This is a genomic window from Methylobacterium gnaphalii (assembly GCF_007992215.1).
Lineage (GTDB): Bacteria > Pseudomonadota > Alphaproteobacteria > Rhizobiales > Beijerinckiaceae > Methylobacterium > Methylobacterium gnaphalii.
Genome location: NZ_BJZV01000008.1, coordinates 115407 through 131888 on the forward strand (window position 1 = coordinate 115407; position 16482 = coordinate 131888).

General features: G+C 65.7%; 18 protein-coding genes. 10 read left to right on the top strand and 8 right to left on the bottom strand.

Annotated elements, in window-relative coordinates:
- The first annotated feature begins 185 nt into the window (after window positions 1-185).
- The gene (gene guaA, locus MGN01_RS09525; protein ID WP_147046369.1) at window positions 186-1757 is read left to right on the top strand and encodes a glutamine-hydrolyzing GMP synthase; all 1572 of its coding nucleotides are present in this window, start codon (window positions 186-188) and stop codon (window positions 1755-1757) included.
- Window positions 1758-1767: 10 nt separating this feature from the next.
- On the opposite strand, the gene MGN01_RS09530 is transcribed toward guaA, so the two are convergent.
- A complete protein-coding gene (locus MGN01_RS09530) occupies window positions 1768-2196 on the bottom strand; it encodes a type II toxin-antitoxin system VapC family toxin (protein WP_147046370.1) in 429 nt (142 codons plus the stop codon).
- On the bottom strand, window positions 2196-2438 hold the full coding sequence (locus MGN01_RS09535) for a type II toxin-antitoxin system Phd/YefM family antitoxin (RefSeq protein ID WP_147046371.1): 243 nt from the start codon (window positions 2436-2438) through the stop codon (window positions 2196-2198). The genes MGN01_RS09530 and MGN01_RS09535 overlap by 1 nt, the downstream gene beginning before the upstream one ends.
- A gap of 223 nt (window positions 2439-2661) precedes the next feature.
- On the opposite strand from MGN01_RS09535, the gene purS reads away from it, so the two are divergent.
- Window positions 2662-2904 (top strand): phosphoribosylformylglycinamidine synthase subunit PurS, encoded by a 243-nt coding sequence (gene purS / locus MGN01_RS09540; protein WP_147046372.1) that lies wholly within the window; start codon window positions 2662-2664, stop codon window positions 2902-2904.
- On the top strand, window positions 2904-3584 hold the full coding sequence (gene purQ / locus MGN01_RS09545; protein WP_147046373.1) for a phosphoribosylformylglycinamidine synthase subunit PurQ: 681 nt from the start codon (window positions 2904-2906) through the stop codon (window positions 3582-3584). The genes purS and purQ overlap by 1 nt, the downstream gene beginning before the upstream one ends.
- Before the next feature lie 69 nt (window positions 3585-3653).
- Here purQ and MGN01_RS09550 read toward each other — a convergent pair whose 3' ends face one another.
- The 4 genes from MGN01_RS09550 to MGN01_RS09565 all read right to left on the bottom strand — a co-directional run bounded on the left by MGN01_RS09550 (window position 3654) and on the right by MGN01_RS09565 (window position 7271).
- Window positions 3654-4199 (bottom strand): adenine phosphoribosyltransferase, encoded by a 546-nt coding sequence (locus MGN01_RS09550; protein WP_147046374.1) that lies wholly within the window; start codon window positions 4197-4199, stop codon window positions 3654-3656.
- A gap of 156 nt (window positions 4200-4355) precedes the next feature.
- Window positions 4356-5165, bottom strand: coding sequence for an inositol monophosphatase family protein (locus MGN01_RS09555; RefSeq protein ID WP_147046375.1), 810 nt, complete (start codon window positions 5163-5165; stop codon window positions 4356-4358).
- 187 nt (window positions 5166-5352) lie between these two features.
- A complete protein-coding gene (gene mobA, locus MGN01_RS09560; RefSeq protein ID WP_147046376.1) occupies window positions 5353-6132 on the bottom strand; it encodes a molybdenum cofactor guanylyltransferase in 780 nt (259 codons plus the stop codon).
- Between the two features lie 11 nt (window positions 6133-6143).
- Window positions 6144-7271 (bottom strand): Mrp/NBP35 family ATP-binding protein, encoded by a 1128-nt coding sequence (locus MGN01_RS09565; protein WP_147046377.1) that lies wholly within the window; start codon window positions 7269-7271, stop codon window positions 6144-6146.
- Between the two features lie 490 nt (window positions 7272-7761).
- Between MGN01_RS09565 and MGN01_RS09570 the strand changes: the two genes are divergently transcribed.
- Together MGN01_RS09570 and pncB are read left to right on the top strand one after the other, a co-directional pair.
- Window positions 7762-8265: a pyridoxamine 5'-phosphate oxidase family protein gene (locus tag MGN01_RS09570; RefSeq protein ID WP_147046378.1), complete on the top strand. Its 504-nt coding sequence runs from the start codon at window positions 7762-7764 to the stop codon at window positions 8263-8265.
- 225 nt (window positions 8266-8490) lie between these two features.
- Window positions 8491-9783 (top strand): nicotinate phosphoribosyltransferase, encoded by a 1293-nt coding sequence (gene pncB, locus MGN01_RS09575; RefSeq protein ID WP_147046379.1) that lies wholly within the window; start codon window positions 8491-8493, stop codon window positions 9781-9783.
- 27 nt (window positions 9784-9810) lie between these two features.
- Here pncB and MGN01_RS09580 read toward each other — a convergent pair whose 3' ends face one another.
- Window positions 9811-10332: a GlcG/HbpS family heme-binding protein gene (locus MGN01_RS09580; protein ID WP_147046380.1), complete on the bottom strand. Its 522-nt coding sequence runs from the start codon at window positions 10330-10332 to the stop codon at window positions 9811-9813.
- A gap of 312 nt (window positions 10333-10644) precedes the next feature.
- On the opposite strand from MGN01_RS09580, the gene MGN01_RS09585 reads away from it, so the two are divergent.
- Both MGN01_RS09585 and MGN01_RS09590 read left to right on the top strand, forming a co-directional pair.
- Window positions 10645-11715, top strand: coding sequence for a PAS domain-containing sensor histidine kinase (locus MGN01_RS09585; protein WP_147046381.1), 1071 nt, complete (start codon window positions 10645-10647; stop codon window positions 11713-11715).
- Entirely contained in the window at window positions 11712-12332 is a 621-nt protein-coding gene (locus MGN01_RS09590; RefSeq protein ID WP_147046382.1) for a response regulator, read from the top strand. Before MGN01_RS09585 ends, MGN01_RS09590 begins: the two co-directional genes overlap by 4 nt.
- 17 nt (window positions 12333-12349) lie before the next feature.
- Here the strand turns inward: MGN01_RS09590 and MGN01_RS09595 are convergent, their stop codons facing one another.
- A complete protein-coding gene (locus tag MGN01_RS09595; RefSeq protein ID WP_147046383.1) occupies window positions 12350-12700 on the bottom strand; it encodes a hypothetical protein in 351 nt (116 codons plus the stop codon).
- 226 nt (window positions 12701-12926) lie between these two features.
- Here MGN01_RS09595 and MGN01_RS09600 point away from each other — a divergent pair, with 226 nt between their 5' ends.
- The 3 genes from MGN01_RS09600 (at window position 12927) to MGN01_RS09610 (ending at window position 16475) form a co-directional block, all read left to right on the top strand.
- Entirely contained in the window at window positions 12927-14216 is a 1290-nt protein-coding gene (locus tag MGN01_RS09600) for an amidohydrolase family protein (RefSeq protein WP_147046384.1), read from the top strand.
- 42 nt (window positions 14217-14258) lie between these two features.
- Window positions 14259-14786: a DUF1097 domain-containing protein gene (locus tag MGN01_RS09605; protein WP_147046385.1), complete on the top strand. Its 528-nt coding sequence runs from the start codon at window positions 14259-14261 to the stop codon at window positions 14784-14786.
- 141 nt (window positions 14787-14927) lie between these two features.
- Window positions 14928-16475 (top strand): gamma-glutamyltransferase family protein, encoded by a 1548-nt coding sequence (locus tag MGN01_RS09610; RefSeq protein ID WP_147046441.1) that lies wholly within the window; start codon window positions 14928-14930, stop codon window positions 16473-16475.
- The last annotated feature ends 7 nt before the right edge of the window (window positions 16476-16482 follow it).

Consider the following 16482-nt stretch of genomic DNA (forward strand, 5'->3'; position numbering starts at 1 on the left):
CAGGGCTCGGGCGCCGACCGCGTTCACCTTTTCGAGAACGAGGGCCGTGCGGGCATGGGCTGAGCTGAGGCCCGCAGCCGGGAGGTGCGCTGTCACACTCCGGGTCGCATGCGGGCCTTGCGGCCCAACGCGTTGCGCGGCCGGGAGCCGTCGTCTAACTCGGGCGACGACACGCCCGAGGCCGCATGACTCCCCTGCTCGACACCTCCCAGCACGACAAGATCCTGATCGTCGATTTCGGCTCCCAGGTGACGCAGCTCATCGCCCGCCGCGTGCGCGAAGAGGGCGTGTATTGCGAGATCGTGCCCTTCACGAAAGCCGACGCTGCTTTCGACGAGCATCGGCCCAAGGGCGTCATCCTCTCCGGCGGCCCGGAATCGGTGACCTCGGACCTCTCGCCCCGCGCCCCGCAAAAGATTTTCGACGCCGGCATCCCCGTGCTCGGCATCTGCTATGGCCAGCAGACCATGGCGGCGCAGCTCGGTGGCGAGGTCGAGGGTGGCCACCATGCCGAGTTCGGCCGGGCCGAGGTCGAGATTCTCGCCGACTCGCCGCTCTTCCACGGCGTCTGGCATGTCGGCGAGAAATATCCGGTTTGGATGAGCCACGGCGACCGCGTGACCAAGCTGCCCGACGGCTTCGTCACCATTGCGCTGTCGAAGAACGCACCCTTCGCTGCCGTCGCCGACGAGTCGCGCCGCTATTACGCGGTGCAATTCCACCCGGAGGTGCACCACACCCCGCACGGCGCCCTACTGATCCGCAACTTCGTGCGCGACATCGCCGGCTGCTCTGGCGACTGGACCATGGGTGCGTACCGCGAGGAGGCGATCGCCAAGATCCGCGAGCAGGTCGGCACCGAGAAGGTGATCTGCGGCCTGTCCGGCGGCGTCGATTCCTCGGTGGCGGCCGTGCTGATCCACGAGGCGATCGGCGACCAGCTCACCTGCGTCTTCGTCGATCACGGCCTGATGCGGCTCGGCGAGGGCGACGAGGTCGTCCGGCTGTTCCGCGACCACTACAACATCCCGCTCGTGCACGTTCAGGCGCAGGACCTGTTCATCAGCGCACTCGAAGGCGTCGACGACCCCGAGGTGAAGCGCAAGACGATCGGCCGGCTGTTCATCGACGTGTTCGAGGAAGAGGCCAAGAAGATCGGCGGCGCGGCCTTCCTCGCGCAGGGCACGCTCTACCCGGACGTGATCGAGAGCGTCTCGTTCTCCGGCGGCCCCTCGGTGACGATCAAGAGCCACCACAATGTCGGTGGCCTGCCTGAGCGCATGAACATGAAGCTCGTCGAGCCTCTGCGCGAGCTGTTCAAGGACGAGGTGCGCCTGCTGGGCAAGGAGCTTGGCCTGCCCGAGAGCTTCGTCGGCCGCCATCCCTTCCCAGGCCCGGGCCTCGCCATCCGCTGCCCCGGCGTGATCACCCGCGAGAAGCTCGAGGCCCTGCGCAAGGCCGACGCGATCTACCTCGACGAGATCCGCCAGGCCGGGCTCTACGACACGATCTGGCAGGCCTTCGCGGTGATCCTGCCGGTGAAGACGGTGGGCGTGATGGGCGACGGCCGCACCTACGACCACGTCTGCGCGCTGCGCGCTGTCACCTCGATCGACGGCATGACCGCGGATTTCTACCCCTTCGACATGGCCTTCCTCGGCCGCGTGGCGACGCGCATCATCAACGAGGTGAAGGGCATCAACCGGGTGACCTACGATATTACGTCGAAGCCGCCTGGGACGATCGAGTGGGAGTGAGCGGAGGGCGCTAAGGCTCGACCTTCAAAGCCGGCACACCGACGAAAGGACCTGCCTCGGCCAGCTTTTGATCGAGCGTGCAGATCGTGGCGCCATGCTCCGACGCGACTGCGAGGTGGAGTGCATCGCCGGCGCGAGGCCCGAGGGTGTGCTGATCGACGAATTTCGCCGCTGCTCTGAATTGGGCTCCGTACACCGCCAGCACCGTCAAACTTTCGGCGATCAGCTTGTTGAATGCCGACAGGGCTGCGGCCCGCTGGTCCAAGGTAATATGGCCCGTCCTCAGCTTGATCGACAAGGCGGAGGACGTCTCCGTGATCGTCCAGTCGCTGACGGCGAGTTGCTCCGAGGCTCGCTCAGACAGCCATTCGTGGACACGTAGCGTCATCGCCTCATTCGACAGTGCGGCCACGATCAGCGACGTGTCGAGGTAGAGCATCAGTAGCGGTCGCCATCCCGCATCGACCGCACGAGGTCCGCGGCGCTTTCGGTCTGAGGAGACATGGTCGCCGTCAGCGATCGCAGCATCGCAACATCGATCGGCTTGCGAGGCATCGATAAGCTGGTTAGCCGCGCGACTGGCTTGCCACGCCGCGTGATGTTGATCGATGCGCCTGCCTCGACCCGATCAACAAGTTCGCTCAAATGAGCCTTGGCATCTGCCAGATTGACGAGTTCCACAACATGCTCCTGACCATGTAGATGGTCATATAGGCGATCTGATACGATCGCTCCACATCGACCTCGCATCAACTCGCTCGTCCACAGCAGTAGCGCTCGTGCTCTCCCATCGATTGCCCGAGCCGCACATCTCGAGTTTGCGAATTCGTCCGCTTCGTCCTATCCGCATGCTGACAAAACGGACGCGATTGCGCCCCTGAAGCTCCGCCTACGAAAGTCTCCGATGATCAAGGCCCGCATCGTCGTCACCCTGAAGACCGGCGTCCTGGATCCGCAGGGCAAGGCCATCGAGGCGGCGCTCCAATCCTTCGGCATCGGGGATGTCGGCAGTGTCCGCCAGGGCAAGGTCTTCGATGTCGAGATCGAAGCCAGCGACCGGGCCCAGGCCGAGACCACGCTGAAGGCTGCGTGCGAAAAACTCCTGGCGAACACCGTCATCGAAAACTACGCGATCGAGATCGCCTGATGCGCGCGGCCATCGTCGTTTTCCCCGGCTCCAACCGCGACGCCGACGTAGCGCGGGCCCTCACGCTGGCCGGCGCCGAAGTCGTGAAGGTCTGGCATGCCGATACCGAGCTGCCTGCCGGCACCGATCTCGCCGTGCTGCCCGGCGGCTTCTCCTATGGGGACTACCTGCGCTGTGGCGCCATTGCCGGCCGTGCGGCGGCCATGGATGCCGTGCGGGCGCATGCGGCGCGCGGCGGCCTGGTGCTCGGCATCTGTAACGGCTTCCAGATCCTGTGCGAGTCGGGCCTGCTGCCCGGCGTGCTGATGCGCAACATCAACCGCCGCTTCATCTGCCACCGCCAGATGCTGCGCGTGGAGCGGGCCGATACGCGCTTCACCACGGCCTATAAGAAGGGCCAGGTCATCGACGTCTGCGTGGCGCATGGGGAGGGCAACTACTTCGCCGACCCCGAGACCATCGCGCGGCTCGAAGGCGATGGCCGCGTGGCCTTCCGCTACGCGAACGCGGCCGGTGAGCTGACCGAGGATGCGAACCGCAACGGCTCGCTGAATTCCATCGCCGGGATCTACTCGGAAAAACTCAATGTGCTCGGGATGATGCCCCATCCTGAGAACTTCGTCGAAGGCCTGATCGGTGGCGTCGACGGTCGCGGGCTGTTCGAGAGCTTGGCGGCTTAGGCCGGTTCGTCTTCGGCATTCCGGGTTCCGCTTCGTGGCCCGGGAATGACGGCTGGCAGGGGCCGGTTCTCAGTGCCCCTCGAATTCCACCAATGTCCGAACGGGAACGCCGAGGTCGCGCAGCTTCTGGGCGCCACCGATCTCGGGCAGGTCGATCACGAAACAGGCGGCTACGACCTCCGCGCCGAGCTGGCGCAGCAGGTTCACAGCCGCCGTCGCGGTGCCGCCTGTGGCGATCAGGTCGTCGACGAGCAGCACGCGGTCGCCCGGTCTGATCGCGTCGACATGGATCTCGATGTGATCGGTGCCGTATTCGAGCGCATATTCCAGTGACACGGTCTTGTGAGGCAGCTTGCCCTTCTTGCGGATCGGCACGAAGCCCGACGAGAGCTGGTGCGCCACCGCGCCGCCGAGGATGAAGCCGCGCGCCTCGATACCCGCGACCTGATCCACCTGACCGCCCGCGAAAGGATGCACCAGGGAATCCACGGCACGCCGGAAGGCGCGCGGATCACTCAGCAGGGTCGTGATATCGCGGAAGATGATGCCGGGTTTCGGGTAGTCCGGAATCGACCGGATCGAGTCCTTGAGAGCGCTGTGCTTGCGGGAGTCCATGCGGCGGGCCTTGTTATCCTAGTCCGTGGCGGAGCTTAGAGCAGAAGCCGTGCCGTGGAGCCAGAGGTGGCCTGGCACGATGGGGCTAGCACCCCGCCAGCGTCATTCGGGGGTTCTCGCTGCGGGAGCCCCGGCGAGTTGGCGTGACGTGCCCGATCAGGCCGCGTTCGCCTTGCGCAGGATCGCGATCAGTTCACCATGCAACGCCTCGTTGCCGGCCGCCACTGACTTGGCGGCAGTCTTGGCCGCCAGGGGTTCTGCCCCGCCATCGGCGTTGGTGACGAAGCCGCCGGCTTCGCGCACGAGGATGATGCCGGCCGCGATGTCCCAGGACTGGATGTCCCGCTCCCAGTAGAAATCGTTGCGGCCGCAGGCGACGTAGGCGAGGTCGAGGGCGGCAGAGCCGAAGCGTCGAGCGCCGCCGGTGACCTGCATCACGGCCGCGACCTCCTTGAGCAGTCGAGGCTGATCGCCGCGGCCGAGATAGGGCGACCCGTAGGCGACGAGGGCGTCGGCGAGCTCCTGCCGGCCGGAGACGCGCAGGCGCCGGTTGTTGAGGTAGGCGCCCTTGCCGCGCTCGGCGACGAACAGCTCGTCCTTGATCGGGTCGTAGATCACGCCGGCGACGATCATGCCATCGCGCTCCAGCCCGACCGAGATCGCGAAATGCGGAATGCCGTGCAGGAAGTTCGTAGTGCCGTCGAGCGGGTCGATGTGCCAGGTGTGGCTTTTGTCGGTTCCCTCGATCACCCCGTTCTCTTCGAGCACCAGCCCGTAGCCGGGCCGCGCCTTCATCAGAGCCTCGCGCAGCACGTCCTCGGCCTTGCGGTCGGCGGCGGAGACGAAGTTGCCGGGCCCCTTACGCGAGACCTGCAGGTTCTCGACCTCGCCGAAATCGCGCTTGAGGCCGCGGGCGGCCTTTCGGACGGCGTCGACCATGACGGTCATGAGGGGAGAGTTGATCATGCGGAATCCGTGTCCGGCCCGATACCGGCGTGCTGATGGCGATCGGGGGTTGTCGGCGCGTTCTATACGCGTTGCAGCCGAGCGCCATAGCCATGAGCGAATTTCTGCTGGCGCGTCAGTGCATCCGTGCTGTCACGACGCAAGACCAGGTGAGCCAAATCACGGTCGGGCCCGCCTTGCTGGAACGCTATCGCAGCAGGGCAGCCTTTCCAGGATCGGCCAGGACCGCTTCTGCTGCCGCAAGATCGGCCGGTTCGTTGATGTTGAGGAATGGGTCGAACGGTGCGGCGGGCCAGGGCACCACAACCGCGCCGTGCCGCGCGATGAAAGCACCGACGCGGCGCTCGTCGCGCTCTACCAAAGCGGCGCGCAGGTCGTGCCGCAGCGCGACGGGCCAGAGCGCAACCGTGTAGTGCTGCTTCTCCGAGGCCGCGAGCGCGATCCGTGGATCGCCTGCGTCCAGAGCTGCGTGCAGGCGCTCGACGAGATCGCGCGGGATAAAGGGCGCATCGCCCGACACGCTGACGACGTGGCTCATCCCACACTCTTCCTCAGCCCTGGATGCCCGCATTAGCGGGCCTCGAAGGCGGGCCTCGGATGTGTCCGTGATCCCTGGAGACCTCCTGGGAGGCTCAGCTTCACTTCGCAGCTCGGGATGAGCGTATGTGTTGGAAGTGCGATGGCGGTCATGGTGATCCCCCGCGAAATCGAGCGCGGCGAGGATGCCGGCGAGCGGGCCCGGATTGCCGGGGATGCCGTCGGGCAGGACGGGGCCATCGAACCCGGCAAAGCGCCCTGGATCGCCGTTGGCGCTGAGCACGAGCCCGGCGCCGCATTGCGGCTTCAGGCGCTCGACGACGCGGTCGAGCAGGGTCCGGCCGTTGAGGCGCAACAATGTCTTGTCCCCGCCGCCCATGCGGCGGGCGAGGCCGCCGGCCAGGATAAGCCCGAGGGTCGGCGGCGCCATGGGACGGGGCGCTACTCGATGACGATGCGCGGCGCCGCGCGGCTGGCCGGCGAACCGCTGAGGTTCATCCAAAGCGTTTGTGCGATCTCGCGATAGACCTTGGACTGGGGGCCCTCCGGATCCGTCGCGACAACGGGACGACCAGAATCTGAAGTCTCGCGGATCACCATGGTCAGCGGCACCTCGCCCAGGAACGGCACCTCGAGCCGCGCCGCTTCCGTCCGCGCTCCGCCATGGCCGAAAATGTCGGATCTCTCGCCGCAATGCGGGCAGATGAAAGTCGCCATATTCTCGATCACGCCGAGGATTGGCACCGAGACTTTCCTGAACATGCTCACGGCGCGTCGGGCGTCGATCAGCGCGAGATCCTGCGGTGTCGAGACGATGACGGCGCCGGAAAGCGGCGTCGCCTGCGCCATGGTGAGCTGTGCGTCGCCGGTGCCCGGCGGCATATCGACGACGAGGATGTCGAGGTCGCCCCAGGCCACGTCCCGCAGCATCTGCGTGATCGCGGACTGGACCATCGGGCCGCGCCAGATCATCGCGGAATCGGCATCGATCAGGAAACCGATCGACATCACCTTGATGCCGTAGCCCTGCATCGGCTCGAGCACCTTGCCCTCGATCACGCGCGGCTTGCCCCCGATCCCGAACAGCTTGGGCACCGAGGGCCCGTAGATGTCGGCATCGAGCAGGCCAACCTTCAATCCCTGCGCATGCAGCGCCAGAGCGAGATTGCAGGCCGTCGTCGATTTTCCAACGCCACCCTTGCCTGAGGCGACCGCTACGATGTGCTTGACGCCCGGCAAAGCCGGTCCCGCCCTAGGGGGGCTTGGTGGCGCGCCGGGACCAGGCGGCCTCGGCTGTTGGGGCGCAGGCGTACTGGGACCCCGCTCCGAGGTGAGGCTCGCGAAGACGCTCGACACGCCGGGCATGGCGCGGATGCGCCCCTCCGCCTCGCGGCGCACGCGCTCGAAGCGCTCCGCCTCGCTCGGGTCGATCTGGATCGAGAACATCACGCGGCCCATCGGATCGACGACGACCTGAGAGAGCCGGCCGGAGCCTGGCAAACTGGTGCCGCCGCCATCGACCGCGACGGTCGACAGGGCCTGGATCACGTCGTCACGGGTGATCGCCAAGGTCAGCTCCTCGCGGCCAGTCGGCGGCCGCCATCGTCAGCGCAGTGAATACAACAGCCCATGTAACCGCGAACGCACGGAACGCCAGTCCGAAACCGGGGGCGGCCTCAGCATCTGCGCGAGGGCAGAATGGCGACGAGATTGCATCGCTTCATCGGCTCGCGCACCGCTGAACCCCCACCGCGCCGGTAAAAGCCGTCGCAGACACGGCGGCAGGCGCGTGGTTCCGGCAGGCATCTCGCCTGCTCAATTAGTCCGTTGTGATAACGCCCGTGCGCGACATGGTGTTCGCCCGTTCCTGCGCCATGGCTGAACGGGCCTCGGGCGCCCCAGGCAGCGCCAGCCTACGCTCAAGAGAATCGCTGCGACATCCGAGATCCGCATGGGCCCTCCGCTCGGCTTCGCCTGAACCAACCAGAGGCGTGGCCGTTGTCGAGGGTATGTCTCGGCTGGCCACCCGCCAGCGATAATCGAACGCTTGGAGAACTGCATGCATCAGGGCAACCATCGCAACCACGAGGGCGCGAAGAAGCTTTTCGAGCTGATCAAGGACGTCAAGGTCGCGATGATGACCACCGCCGACCCGGACGGCACCCTGAACAGCCGGCCGATGTGGAACAACGATGCCGACGAGAACGGCGATCTTTGGTTCTTCACCAAGCTGCATTCGCCGAAGACCGCCGAGATCAGCCGCGACAACCAGATCAACCTCGCCTTCGCCGACCCGTCGAGCCAGAACTACGTTTCGATCGCGGGCAAGGCCGAGATCGTGACCGACCAGGCCATCATCGACCAGAAGTGGTCGTCGGCGCTGAAAACCTGGTTTCCCAACGGCAAGGACGATCCGGAGGTGGCGTTGATCCGCGTGCATCCCGAGCACGGCGAGTACTGGGACAGCCCGAACAGCAAGATGGTCCACCTCTACGGCTTCGTAAAAGCCTCGCTGACCGGCGAGAGCCCGAAGACGGAGACAGGGAAGGTCAACTTGGCCTGATCGTTTCGTCCTCGATCACGTCATTCCGGGGTCGGGTAGCAGAACCCGGAATGACGTGATGCGCGGTACCGGCCTGACATCCAGCCCGGTCGTGGATCCCGCGTTCCTGGGATGATGGAGGTACGAGGGAGGGGACTGCCGTCGCGCCGGATTGACTCCTCCCCGCCCACCGTGAGCCTCTGCGACGGGCGACCGCCCTGGTCGCGTCAGGGCCGATCGATCTCGATGCTCGACCTCGCGACTCGCGTCTACAATCATAACTTCCGCATCGACCCGATCATCCGGTCGCTGCTCGACACCGACTTCTACAAGCTGCTGATGGCGCAGACGATCTTCCGCCGCCATCGCGATCTGCCGGTCACCTTCGGCATCAAGAACCGCAGCAGCGCCATCCGGATCGCCGACGAGATCGATGAGGGCGAGTTGCGCGCCCAGCTCGACCATGCCCGCAGCCTGAAACTGACCCGTGGCGAGGCAACTTGGCTTCGCGGCAACACCTTCTATGGCAAGCGCCAGATGTTCTCGGCGGAGTTCCTGGACTGGTTCGAAGGCTTCCAACTGCCGCCCTACGAGCTGGAGCGGCATGATGGCCAGTATGTTCTGACCTTCCACGGCCCGTGGATCGAAACCACGCTATGGGAGGTGCCGGCGCTGGCCATCCTCAACGAGCTGCGCTCGCGCGCGACGCTCCACGGCATGGGCAGGTTCGAACTGCAGGTGCTGTACGCCCGCGCCATGACCCGCGTCTGGGAGAAGATCGAGCGCCTGAAGAAGCTGCCCGACCTGTCCATCGCGGATTTCGGCACGCGCCGCCGCCACGGCTTCCTTTGGCAGGATTGGTGTGTGCAGGCGATGCAGGAAGGTTTGGGGAATGCCTTCCTCGGTACCTCGAACTGCCTCATCGCCCAGCGCCGCGAAGTCGAGGCCGTGGGCACGAATGCGCACGAATTGCCGATGGTGTACGCGGCGCTTGCCGAGGACGATACAGCTTTAGCCAAAGCACCTTATGAGGTGCTTGCCCACTGGCAACAGGATTACGAGGGCAATCTGCTCGTCCTGCTCCCAGACACCTACGGCACGACGGGGTTTCTCGCTGATGCGCCGGACTGGCTCACGGCCTGGACGGGCATCCGCATCGACTCAAAAGACCCGATCGAGGGCGGCGAGGAGGCGATCCGTTTCTGGCAATCGCGCGGCCGCGATCCCCGTGAGAAGCTCGCGATCTTCTCCGACGGTTTGGACATCGACGACATCGAACGGATCCATGCGCATTTTCACGGGCGCCTGCGGATCGGCTACGGTTGGGGCACGCTGCTGACCAACGATTTCCGCGGGTTCATGCCGGATAGGCGGCTCGACCCGATCTCGATCGTCTGCAAGGTGATCGAGGCCGATGGGCGGCCGACAGTGAAGATCTCCGACAACCCGTCGAAGGCACAGGGTCCGGAATCCGAAGTCGAGCGCTACAGGCGCGTGTTTGGCGTGGGTAAGCAGGCGGCCCAGCCCGTGCTCGTCTGATTGGGCCGGCCGCCGCAGCGCCGATCGCTACTTCAGCGCGTCGACCCCAGCCTGACAGATGACGACGTCCTGGTCGCTGGTGCCGCCCGAGCAGCCGATTGCGCCGATCAGCTTGCCCTCGACGATCAGCGGGATGCCGCCGGAGGAGGCGGCGAGACCAGGATCGAGCGTGCCGTAGATCGGCGGTCCCTTGCTGTAGGCCTCGAAGAAGACCCGTGACTCGCGCCGCCAGCGCGCGGCGGTCCGCGCCTTGCGCTGGGAGATGTCGACGGAGGACAGCTGGGCGCCGTCCATCCGCGCGAAATGCACGAGATCGCCGTGCGTGTCGACGACGGCGATGTTCATCGGCCAGCCCCGCTTCTCGCCCTCTGCCTGTGAGGCCGCCACGATCTTGCGCGCCTGTTCCAGGCCGATCGGAGCACCGTACGGCACGCCGAACGGGATCTTGTCGGGCAAATTGGGCGCAGCTGGCGACGGTTGCTGGGCGACGGCCGGTAGGCTGAAGAGGGCAAGAGCGACCGAGGCCGCAATGACGGTGGGCAAACGCATGATGTCTCCTCCAGCAGGGCCTCTGCGGGCCTCTACGGTTGATTCATCTATGGCGGCACACCGCCGCGGCGACTGACAACCTTCGCGGCTCCGTTTTTCGCCACGGCGAGGGGCATCGCTGTCGAAACAGCCAGCTATTCCTCCTCGGCCCTTCAGCGGCCGGATCACCAGGATGCAGGCCAGAAGCAGACTTAGACAGCGAAACTGAAGTTTCGCGCTCAGCCAGCGGTTGATCGCACTCGCGCCGTCCTTGCTTGCTGGTCTGTAAGACATCCTGCGCATAAAGTGGCGTGGTCTACCGAGTGTTCAATCATGCCTACGATGTCTGGCCGCAATCGATGGCTGGAGCATGCGCTTCTCGACAACATCCCTGACATGGCTTGGCTGAAGGACCGCGAGTCGCGCTACCTCGCGGTCAGTGCCACCTATCTCGACGTGCTTGGCGTGACCGATGCCGACGTCATCGGACGGCGTCCCGAGGAAATCTGGCCGGCGGACATCGCCAGGGTCTACCTCAAGACCGACCAAGCCGTGGTGCGCAGTGGGAAGCGGCGGCGCTACGAGGAGGCACGACGCGGGCCGGACGGGCTGCTGCGCTGGTACGACACCATCAAGTCGCCGATCTGGGACGAAAGCAACAACATCGTCGGCACCGTCGGAATTTCGCGTGACATCACGAAGCGTAAGGCTGCGGAAGCCGAACTGATCGCCTCGCGCGAGCAATTACGAAAACTCTCGGAGTTCGAGCAGCAGACTCGTGAGCAGGAGCGCGCCCGCATCGCTCGCGAACTCCACGACGAGCTCGGCCAGACGTTGACCGCGATCAAGATGGACCTGGCCTGGATGAGGGACAGGCTTGGAGAGCCGGACATTGTCCAGGCCCGCATCGAGCGGCTCATCGGTATCGCCGACCGGTCGGTGGTCGATCTGCGCCGGATCGCGACCGAGCTGAGGCCGCTGATCCTCGACGAACTCGGCCTGCGCGCAGCCATCGAATGGCTGACCCAGAGCATGTCGGAACGCAGCGGAATCCCGATCACGCTCGCCTTCGAGGATGGCCAGATCTACGATCCGGAGGTGAGCACCGCTGCCTTCCGGATTGTGCAGGAGGCCCTGACCAACGTCCTGCGTCATGGGGCGGCGACGCACGCCGAGGTGAATGCGCGCAACGAGGGTGACGCCCTGGTGATCGCAGTCTCGGATGACGGATGCGGCATTGACCGCGCGACCTCCGGCAAAGGACGGCTCGGTTTGGCTGGGATGCGCGAGCGGGCGCGGCTGCTCGGCGGCAGCGTCGCCATCGATGGCAAGGTCGGCGCAGGCACCACGGTCCGCGTGCGCCTACCGCTCGAACGCCGGCCCCGACGGAAGACCGCGCGATGATCCGCCTGTTCATCGCCGACGACCATGCGATCTTTCGCGAGGGGCTGAAGCAGATCCTCGCTGAACAGGCTGATTTCGAGATCGTCGGCGAGGCGACGACCGGCAACGGGCTCGTCGAGCGGCTTGCGACAGCTGCCTGCGACGTGGTGCTGCTCGATCTCTCGATGCCCGGCCGCAGCGGCGTCGCCCTCGTGCGGGAGGTTGCTGCCGCCGGAACGGCGCGCATCGTCGTGCTCAGTATGCACGAAGAGCGGCAATACGTGATCGAAGCGCTCAAGGCAGGGGCCGCCGGCTACGTTACAAAGGCCAGCGCCTCGGACCAGCTGATCGAGACGATCCGCAAGACGGCGGCGGGCGAGCGCGTCGTCAGCCCCAGCGCCTCGCAGGCCCTGATCCGGCAGATGCTCGAACCCGACTTACCGCATACAGCGCTCACGCCGCGCGAACGCCAGATCTTCGACCGCCTTGTCGGCGGCCGCTCCGTCTCGGCGATTGCCCGCGAACTCGATCTCAGCATCAAGACCGTGAGTACGCACAAGAGCAACGTTCTGCTCAAGCTCGATGCCGGCACAACCGCCGACCTCGTTCGCTACGCCATCGCCCGGGGCCTGGCGTAATCAGGTCGGATACGGCTCTAGTTCGACAGCCTCAATTCGCTGATCTGCGCGCCGATCGCCTGAAACGCTGCTGTCAGGTTGGCCGAGTTCGAGACGTCATTGAACATGTTCGGGTTGCTCGCGCAGGATTGCAGGAGTGCGCTCGTGCCGCTCGTTACCTCCACCCTGATCGTGAAGATCTGAATCCCGGCGGCCTTGATGTTGGTGCACAGGGTCGACAATCGACTGTCGAGCGCAGCCGTCCGCGCTGCGTTGCTGGCGTATTCGTTGAAATTGCCGAGGCGATCGGCCCAGATATAGCTGATGCCCGAATAGTAGGAGCCGTTGTTCGAGCTATTTGATGTGCTTTGGTTCTCGCCGTCGGTCATCAGGATGATGAACTTCCGCGTCGTTTGGTCCGTCACGCGCCGCCGCCTTTCAGGAAGCGAGGGTCCGCATCTCACTCCGGCGCTGCAGTGCAGCTCGGACTAATCCGAGCCCTATCCCGGAAACGGCTGATTGTTTGCATGCCCAGTGGACTGCCATGGTGCAGCTAGGGAGTGATCCGCGGTGCCGGCCAACGAGCCGGACAAGCAACGGAGGGCGAAAGACGCCATGGATATCGTCATCCGCCGGGTTCGCATCGACGACGAGCAACCGCTCGTCGATATCGGTATCGAGGCAGGCGTCATCGTCGAGATCGCCGAGGCGATTCCCGAGATGGCTGAGGAGGAGATCGACGCCGGGGGGCGCGCCGCGCTGCCCGGCTTCGTCGAGCCACACTTGCACCTCGACAAGGCCTTCCTGCATCGCCGCCTGCCGGCCCGCACCGGCACCCTCGAAGAGGCGATACGCGTCACCGGCATCCTGAAAGCCAAGCAGGAGCGTGAGGACGTCCTCGAGCGCTCGCGCCGCGTGCTCGACATGGCTGTCCGCAACGGCACCACCCTGATCCGCGCACACCCCGACGTCGACCCGATCCAGGGCCTGATCGGCGTCGAGACCGCTCTGCAACTTCGAGAGGAATACTGCGACCTGATCGACCTGCAGGTCGTCGCCTTCCCGCAGGAGGGCATCCTCAAGACGGAGGGCGTGGTCGATCTGATGGAAGCGGCGCTCGATGCCGGCGCCGGCGTGGTCGGGGGCTGCCCCTATAACGAGCTGACGCCCGAGGACACGCGCAGCCATATCGACCGCGTCTTCGATATGGCGATGAAGCGTAGCCTGCCCATCGACATGCATGTCGACTTCGCCGACGACACGCGCGACGCACGCTTCGCCACCGCACGGTACATCGCCGAGAAGACCATCGCCACGGGCTATCAGGGCCGCGTCGCCCTCGGCCACGTCACCAGCATGGGCGCGCTGGAACCGGAAGAGGCCAAGCCGGTGATCGAGGCCCTGCGCGAGGCTGACATCAGCATTGTCACCTTGCCGGCCACCGACGTCTATCTCGGCGGCCGCAGGGACGACTCCAGGCCAAGGCGCGGGCTGACACCGGTTCGGGCGCTCCACGCGGCCGGCGTCAACGTCGCCTATTCGTCGAATAACATCCGCAACGCCTTCACGCCCTTCGGCAAGGCCGATCCGCTGCAGATCGGCAACCTGCTCGCCCATCTCGTTCAGTTCGGCACGCCCGAGCACCAGGCCGAGATCCTCAAGATGGGCACGGTCAACGCCGCACGCGCCGTCGGCATCTCGGAGGCCTACGGCCTCGCCGTGGGCAAGCGCGCTGACATCGTGATCCTCGATAGCCAGACCGTTGCCGATGCTCTGCTCGACATGCCTCCGCGGTCCTGGGTGCTCAAGAACGGACGCGTCAGCGTGGTGACCACCGTCGAAAGCCGCATCTGCCGTGGATGCGGCCGTGTTCACGACCGTTCGATCGAAGCCCAACCCGCCTGAACCAGAAGCCTGAAAACGGGCCTGAACAGAGGAAACGCCATCATGAAGAAGCCACCCGCCGAAATCGTCGCCTCCGCCCTCGCTGTGACAACCCTGTTCATTCCGCACCACCTGCCGCCCTGGGCAATCTTCATCGGCTGGGCCGGGACTTTCGCTGCCGGCGGCCCCAAGCCCGAAGTCCTGAAACGGATCTGGCCAACCATGGCGCTCGGGAACTGCGTCGCCTGCCTGATCGTGCTCGGTTTCGGCTTCGCCGCGCAGCATCTCTCCGGCGCGGCGCTGACGCTCGCGCAATGCGCGATCCTATTCAGTCTCAACGGGTCGATGATGGCGCTCGGCCGGTTCGAGTCGCTGAGCTTCGTGCCCGGCATGTTCTTCGGCTTCGCCTGTTACTTCGCCACCTATTTCGGCGGCTTCGGCCCGGTGCCGAAGGATCCGCTGGTTGCCCTCGTCTCAGTACTGGCGATGAATGCGCTCGGCCCCGTCTATGCCTGGCTTACCGCGACGCTCGGTGCGCACCATCCGGGACGTCCTGAGACGAACCTGTCCCACCCGGTGACGCAGCACTAGCAGCGCGCTCGACTTCGCCCCTGCGCCAGTTCGGCGCCGGGGCCATTCACTCTGGAAATCGCCATGACCCGTCTTGCCACCACAGCGGGCCGCCCGGATGCGGGCGCGCCCGTCCCCATCCTCGCGACCTCGAAACGCGGCATGGTCACGAGCCCGCACACGCTGGCGAGCGTGGCCGGTCTCAAAGTGCTGCGCGAGGGCGGCGATGCGATCGAGGCGGCCATCGCCATCGGCGGCGTGATCGCGGTGACCTATCCGCATTTCTGCGGCATCGGCGGCGACGCTATCTGGATCATCGCCGATCGCGAGGGCCGGCGCACCACGCTGACCGGTATCGGGCAGGCCGCTTCTGCTCCGCCTGCCTGCAAGGGCACCATCCCGACCCGCGGTCCGCTCTCGACGCTCGCCTCGGCCTGTGTCGTCGACACCTGGCGCCTCGCACAGGACTTTTCACGCCGGCATTGGGGAGGGCGGATCAGTCTTGCCAGCCTGCTCGATCCGGCCATCGGCTATGCCGAGAACGGATTCCCGTATTCGGCCTCGCAAGCCTTCTGGACCGAATTCCGCCGAGCCGACCTGCCGGCCTGGCCTGGCTTCGTCCGGACCTTCCTGCATGAGGGTCGCGTCCCGCGCATCGGCGAGCCCTTCGTCCAGAAGGCGCTGGCGCGCAGCCTTCGGCTGATCGCTGACAACGGCCCGCGGGACTTCTACGAGGGTGAGCTCGCTGCCGCACTCGCCAAAGGCCTCGCTGAGGTGGGCTCACCGCTCACAGCCGACGACTTGCGCGACACGCGGGCGCGGGAGGAGGCCCCAGTTGCACTCGAGTATCGCGGATTGACGCTGCTCGCCCCGCCGCCGCCCACTCAAGGCGTGACGACGCTCGCGATCATGGGCATCCTCGAACGTCTCGGATTGTCGGATGTGGAGGAGGGCAGCGCGGACTACTTCCACCGCTGCGTCGAGGCGGTGAAACAGGCCTTCCTCGACCGCAGCGCGATCGCCGACCCGTCGTTCGTCGCACCGGCTGACGATCTTTGGATCGGCGCGGACCGTCTTGCCACGAAGGCGGCTGCCGTCGATCCCGGTCGTGCCCTCGATTGGCCACAGCCATACCGGACCGGCGACACGGTCTTCTTCGGCGCGACCGACGCGCAGGGGCGCAGCGTCAGCGTCCTGCAGAGCACCTATTTCGACTGGGGCAGCGGCGTTGTCGTTGGTGATACCGGCGTGCTCTGGCAGAACCGCGGCGCTGCCTTCAGTCTCGATCCGGCGAGCCCGAATGTCTACGAGCCCGGCAAGCGGCCGTTCTATACGCTCAACCCCGGCATGGCGTTGAAGGATGGGCGGCCGCATATCCTGTATGGGACGCAAGGCGCAGACGGGCAGCCTCAGACCCTGTCCGTGCTGCTGACCCGGCTCATCGACTACGCGCTCGATCCTGCCGAGGCGCTGGCGCGCCCGCGCTTTCTCCTCGGACGAACTTTCTCTGACGACCGTGACAGCCTGAAGCTGGAGAGCGACGTTGATCCGAAAACCGTCGCAGCTTTGCGCGAGCGCGGGCACGCCATCAGCCTGATCGAGGCCCAGAGCCCGCTCGCCGGACAAGCCGGCGCCATTGTGATCGATGCCGAAGGACAAATGTCAGGCGCGCATGACCCACGAAGCGACGGCCTCGCACTCGGGTTATGACCTCAGT

Excerpts from the sequence above, each read along its gene's own strand:
- purS (WP_147046372.1), top strand. The coding sequence starts at position 2,662 with ATGATCAAGGCCCGCATCGTCGTCACCCTGAAGACCGGCGTCCTGGAT.
- MGN01_RS09570 (WP_147046378.1), top strand. The coding sequence starts at position 7,762 with ATGCATCAGGGCAACCATCGCAACCACGAGGGCGCGAAGAAGCTTTTC.
- MGN01_RS09590 (WP_147046382.1), top strand. The coding sequence starts at position 11,712 with ATGATCCGCCTGTTCATCGCCGACGACCATGCGATCTTTCGCGAGGGG.
- mobA (WP_147046376.1), bottom strand. The coding sequence starts at position 6,132 with ATGGCGCCGCCGACCCTCGGGCTTATCCTGGCCGGCGGCCTCGCCCGC.
- MGN01_RS09585 (WP_147046381.1), top strand. The coding sequence starts at position 10,645 with ATGCCTACGATGTCTGGCCGCAATCGATGGCTGGAGCATGCGCTTCTC.
- purQ (WP_147046373.1), top strand. The coding sequence starts at position 2,904 with ATGCGCGCGGCCATCGTCGTTTTCCCCGGCTCCAACCGCGACGCCGAC.
- MGN01_RS09530 (WP_147046370.1), bottom strand. The coding sequence starts at position 2,196 with ATGCTCTACCTCGACACGTCGCTGATCGTGGCCGCACTGTCGAATGAG.
- MGN01_RS09580 (WP_147046380.1), bottom strand. The coding sequence starts at position 10,332 with ATGCGTTTGCCCACCGTCATTGCGGCCTCGGTCGCTCTTGCCCTCTTC.
- MGN01_RS09555 (WP_147046375.1), bottom strand. The coding sequence starts at position 5,165 with ATGATCAACTCTCCCCTCATGACCGTCATGGTCGACGCCGTCCGAAAG.
- MGN01_RS09605 (WP_147046385.1), top strand. The coding sequence starts at position 14,259 with ATGAAGAAGCCACCCGCCGAAATCGTCGCCTCCGCCCTCGCTGTGACA.
- MGN01_RS09595 (WP_147046383.1), bottom strand. The coding sequence starts at position 12,700 with ATGACCGACGGCGAGAACCAAAGCACATCAAATAGCTCGAACAACGGC.
- MGN01_RS09550 (WP_147046374.1), bottom strand. The coding sequence starts at position 4,199 with ATGGACTCCCGCAAGCACAGCGCTCTCAAGGACTCGATCCGGTCGATT.
- pncB (WP_147046379.1), top strand. The coding sequence starts at position 8,491 with ATGCTCGACCTCGCGACTCGCGTCTACAATCATAACTTCCGCATCGAC.
- MGN01_RS09600 (WP_147046384.1), top strand. The coding sequence starts at position 12,927 with ATGGATATCGTCATCCGCCGGGTTCGCATCGACGACGAGCAACCGCTC.
- guaA (WP_147046369.1), top strand. The coding sequence starts at position 186 with ATGACTCCCCTGCTCGACACCTCCCAGCACGACAAGATCCTGATCGTC.
- MGN01_RS09610 (WP_147046441.1), top strand. The coding sequence starts at position 14,928 with ATGGTCACGAGCCCGCACACGCTGGCGAGCGTGGCCGGTCTCAAAGTG.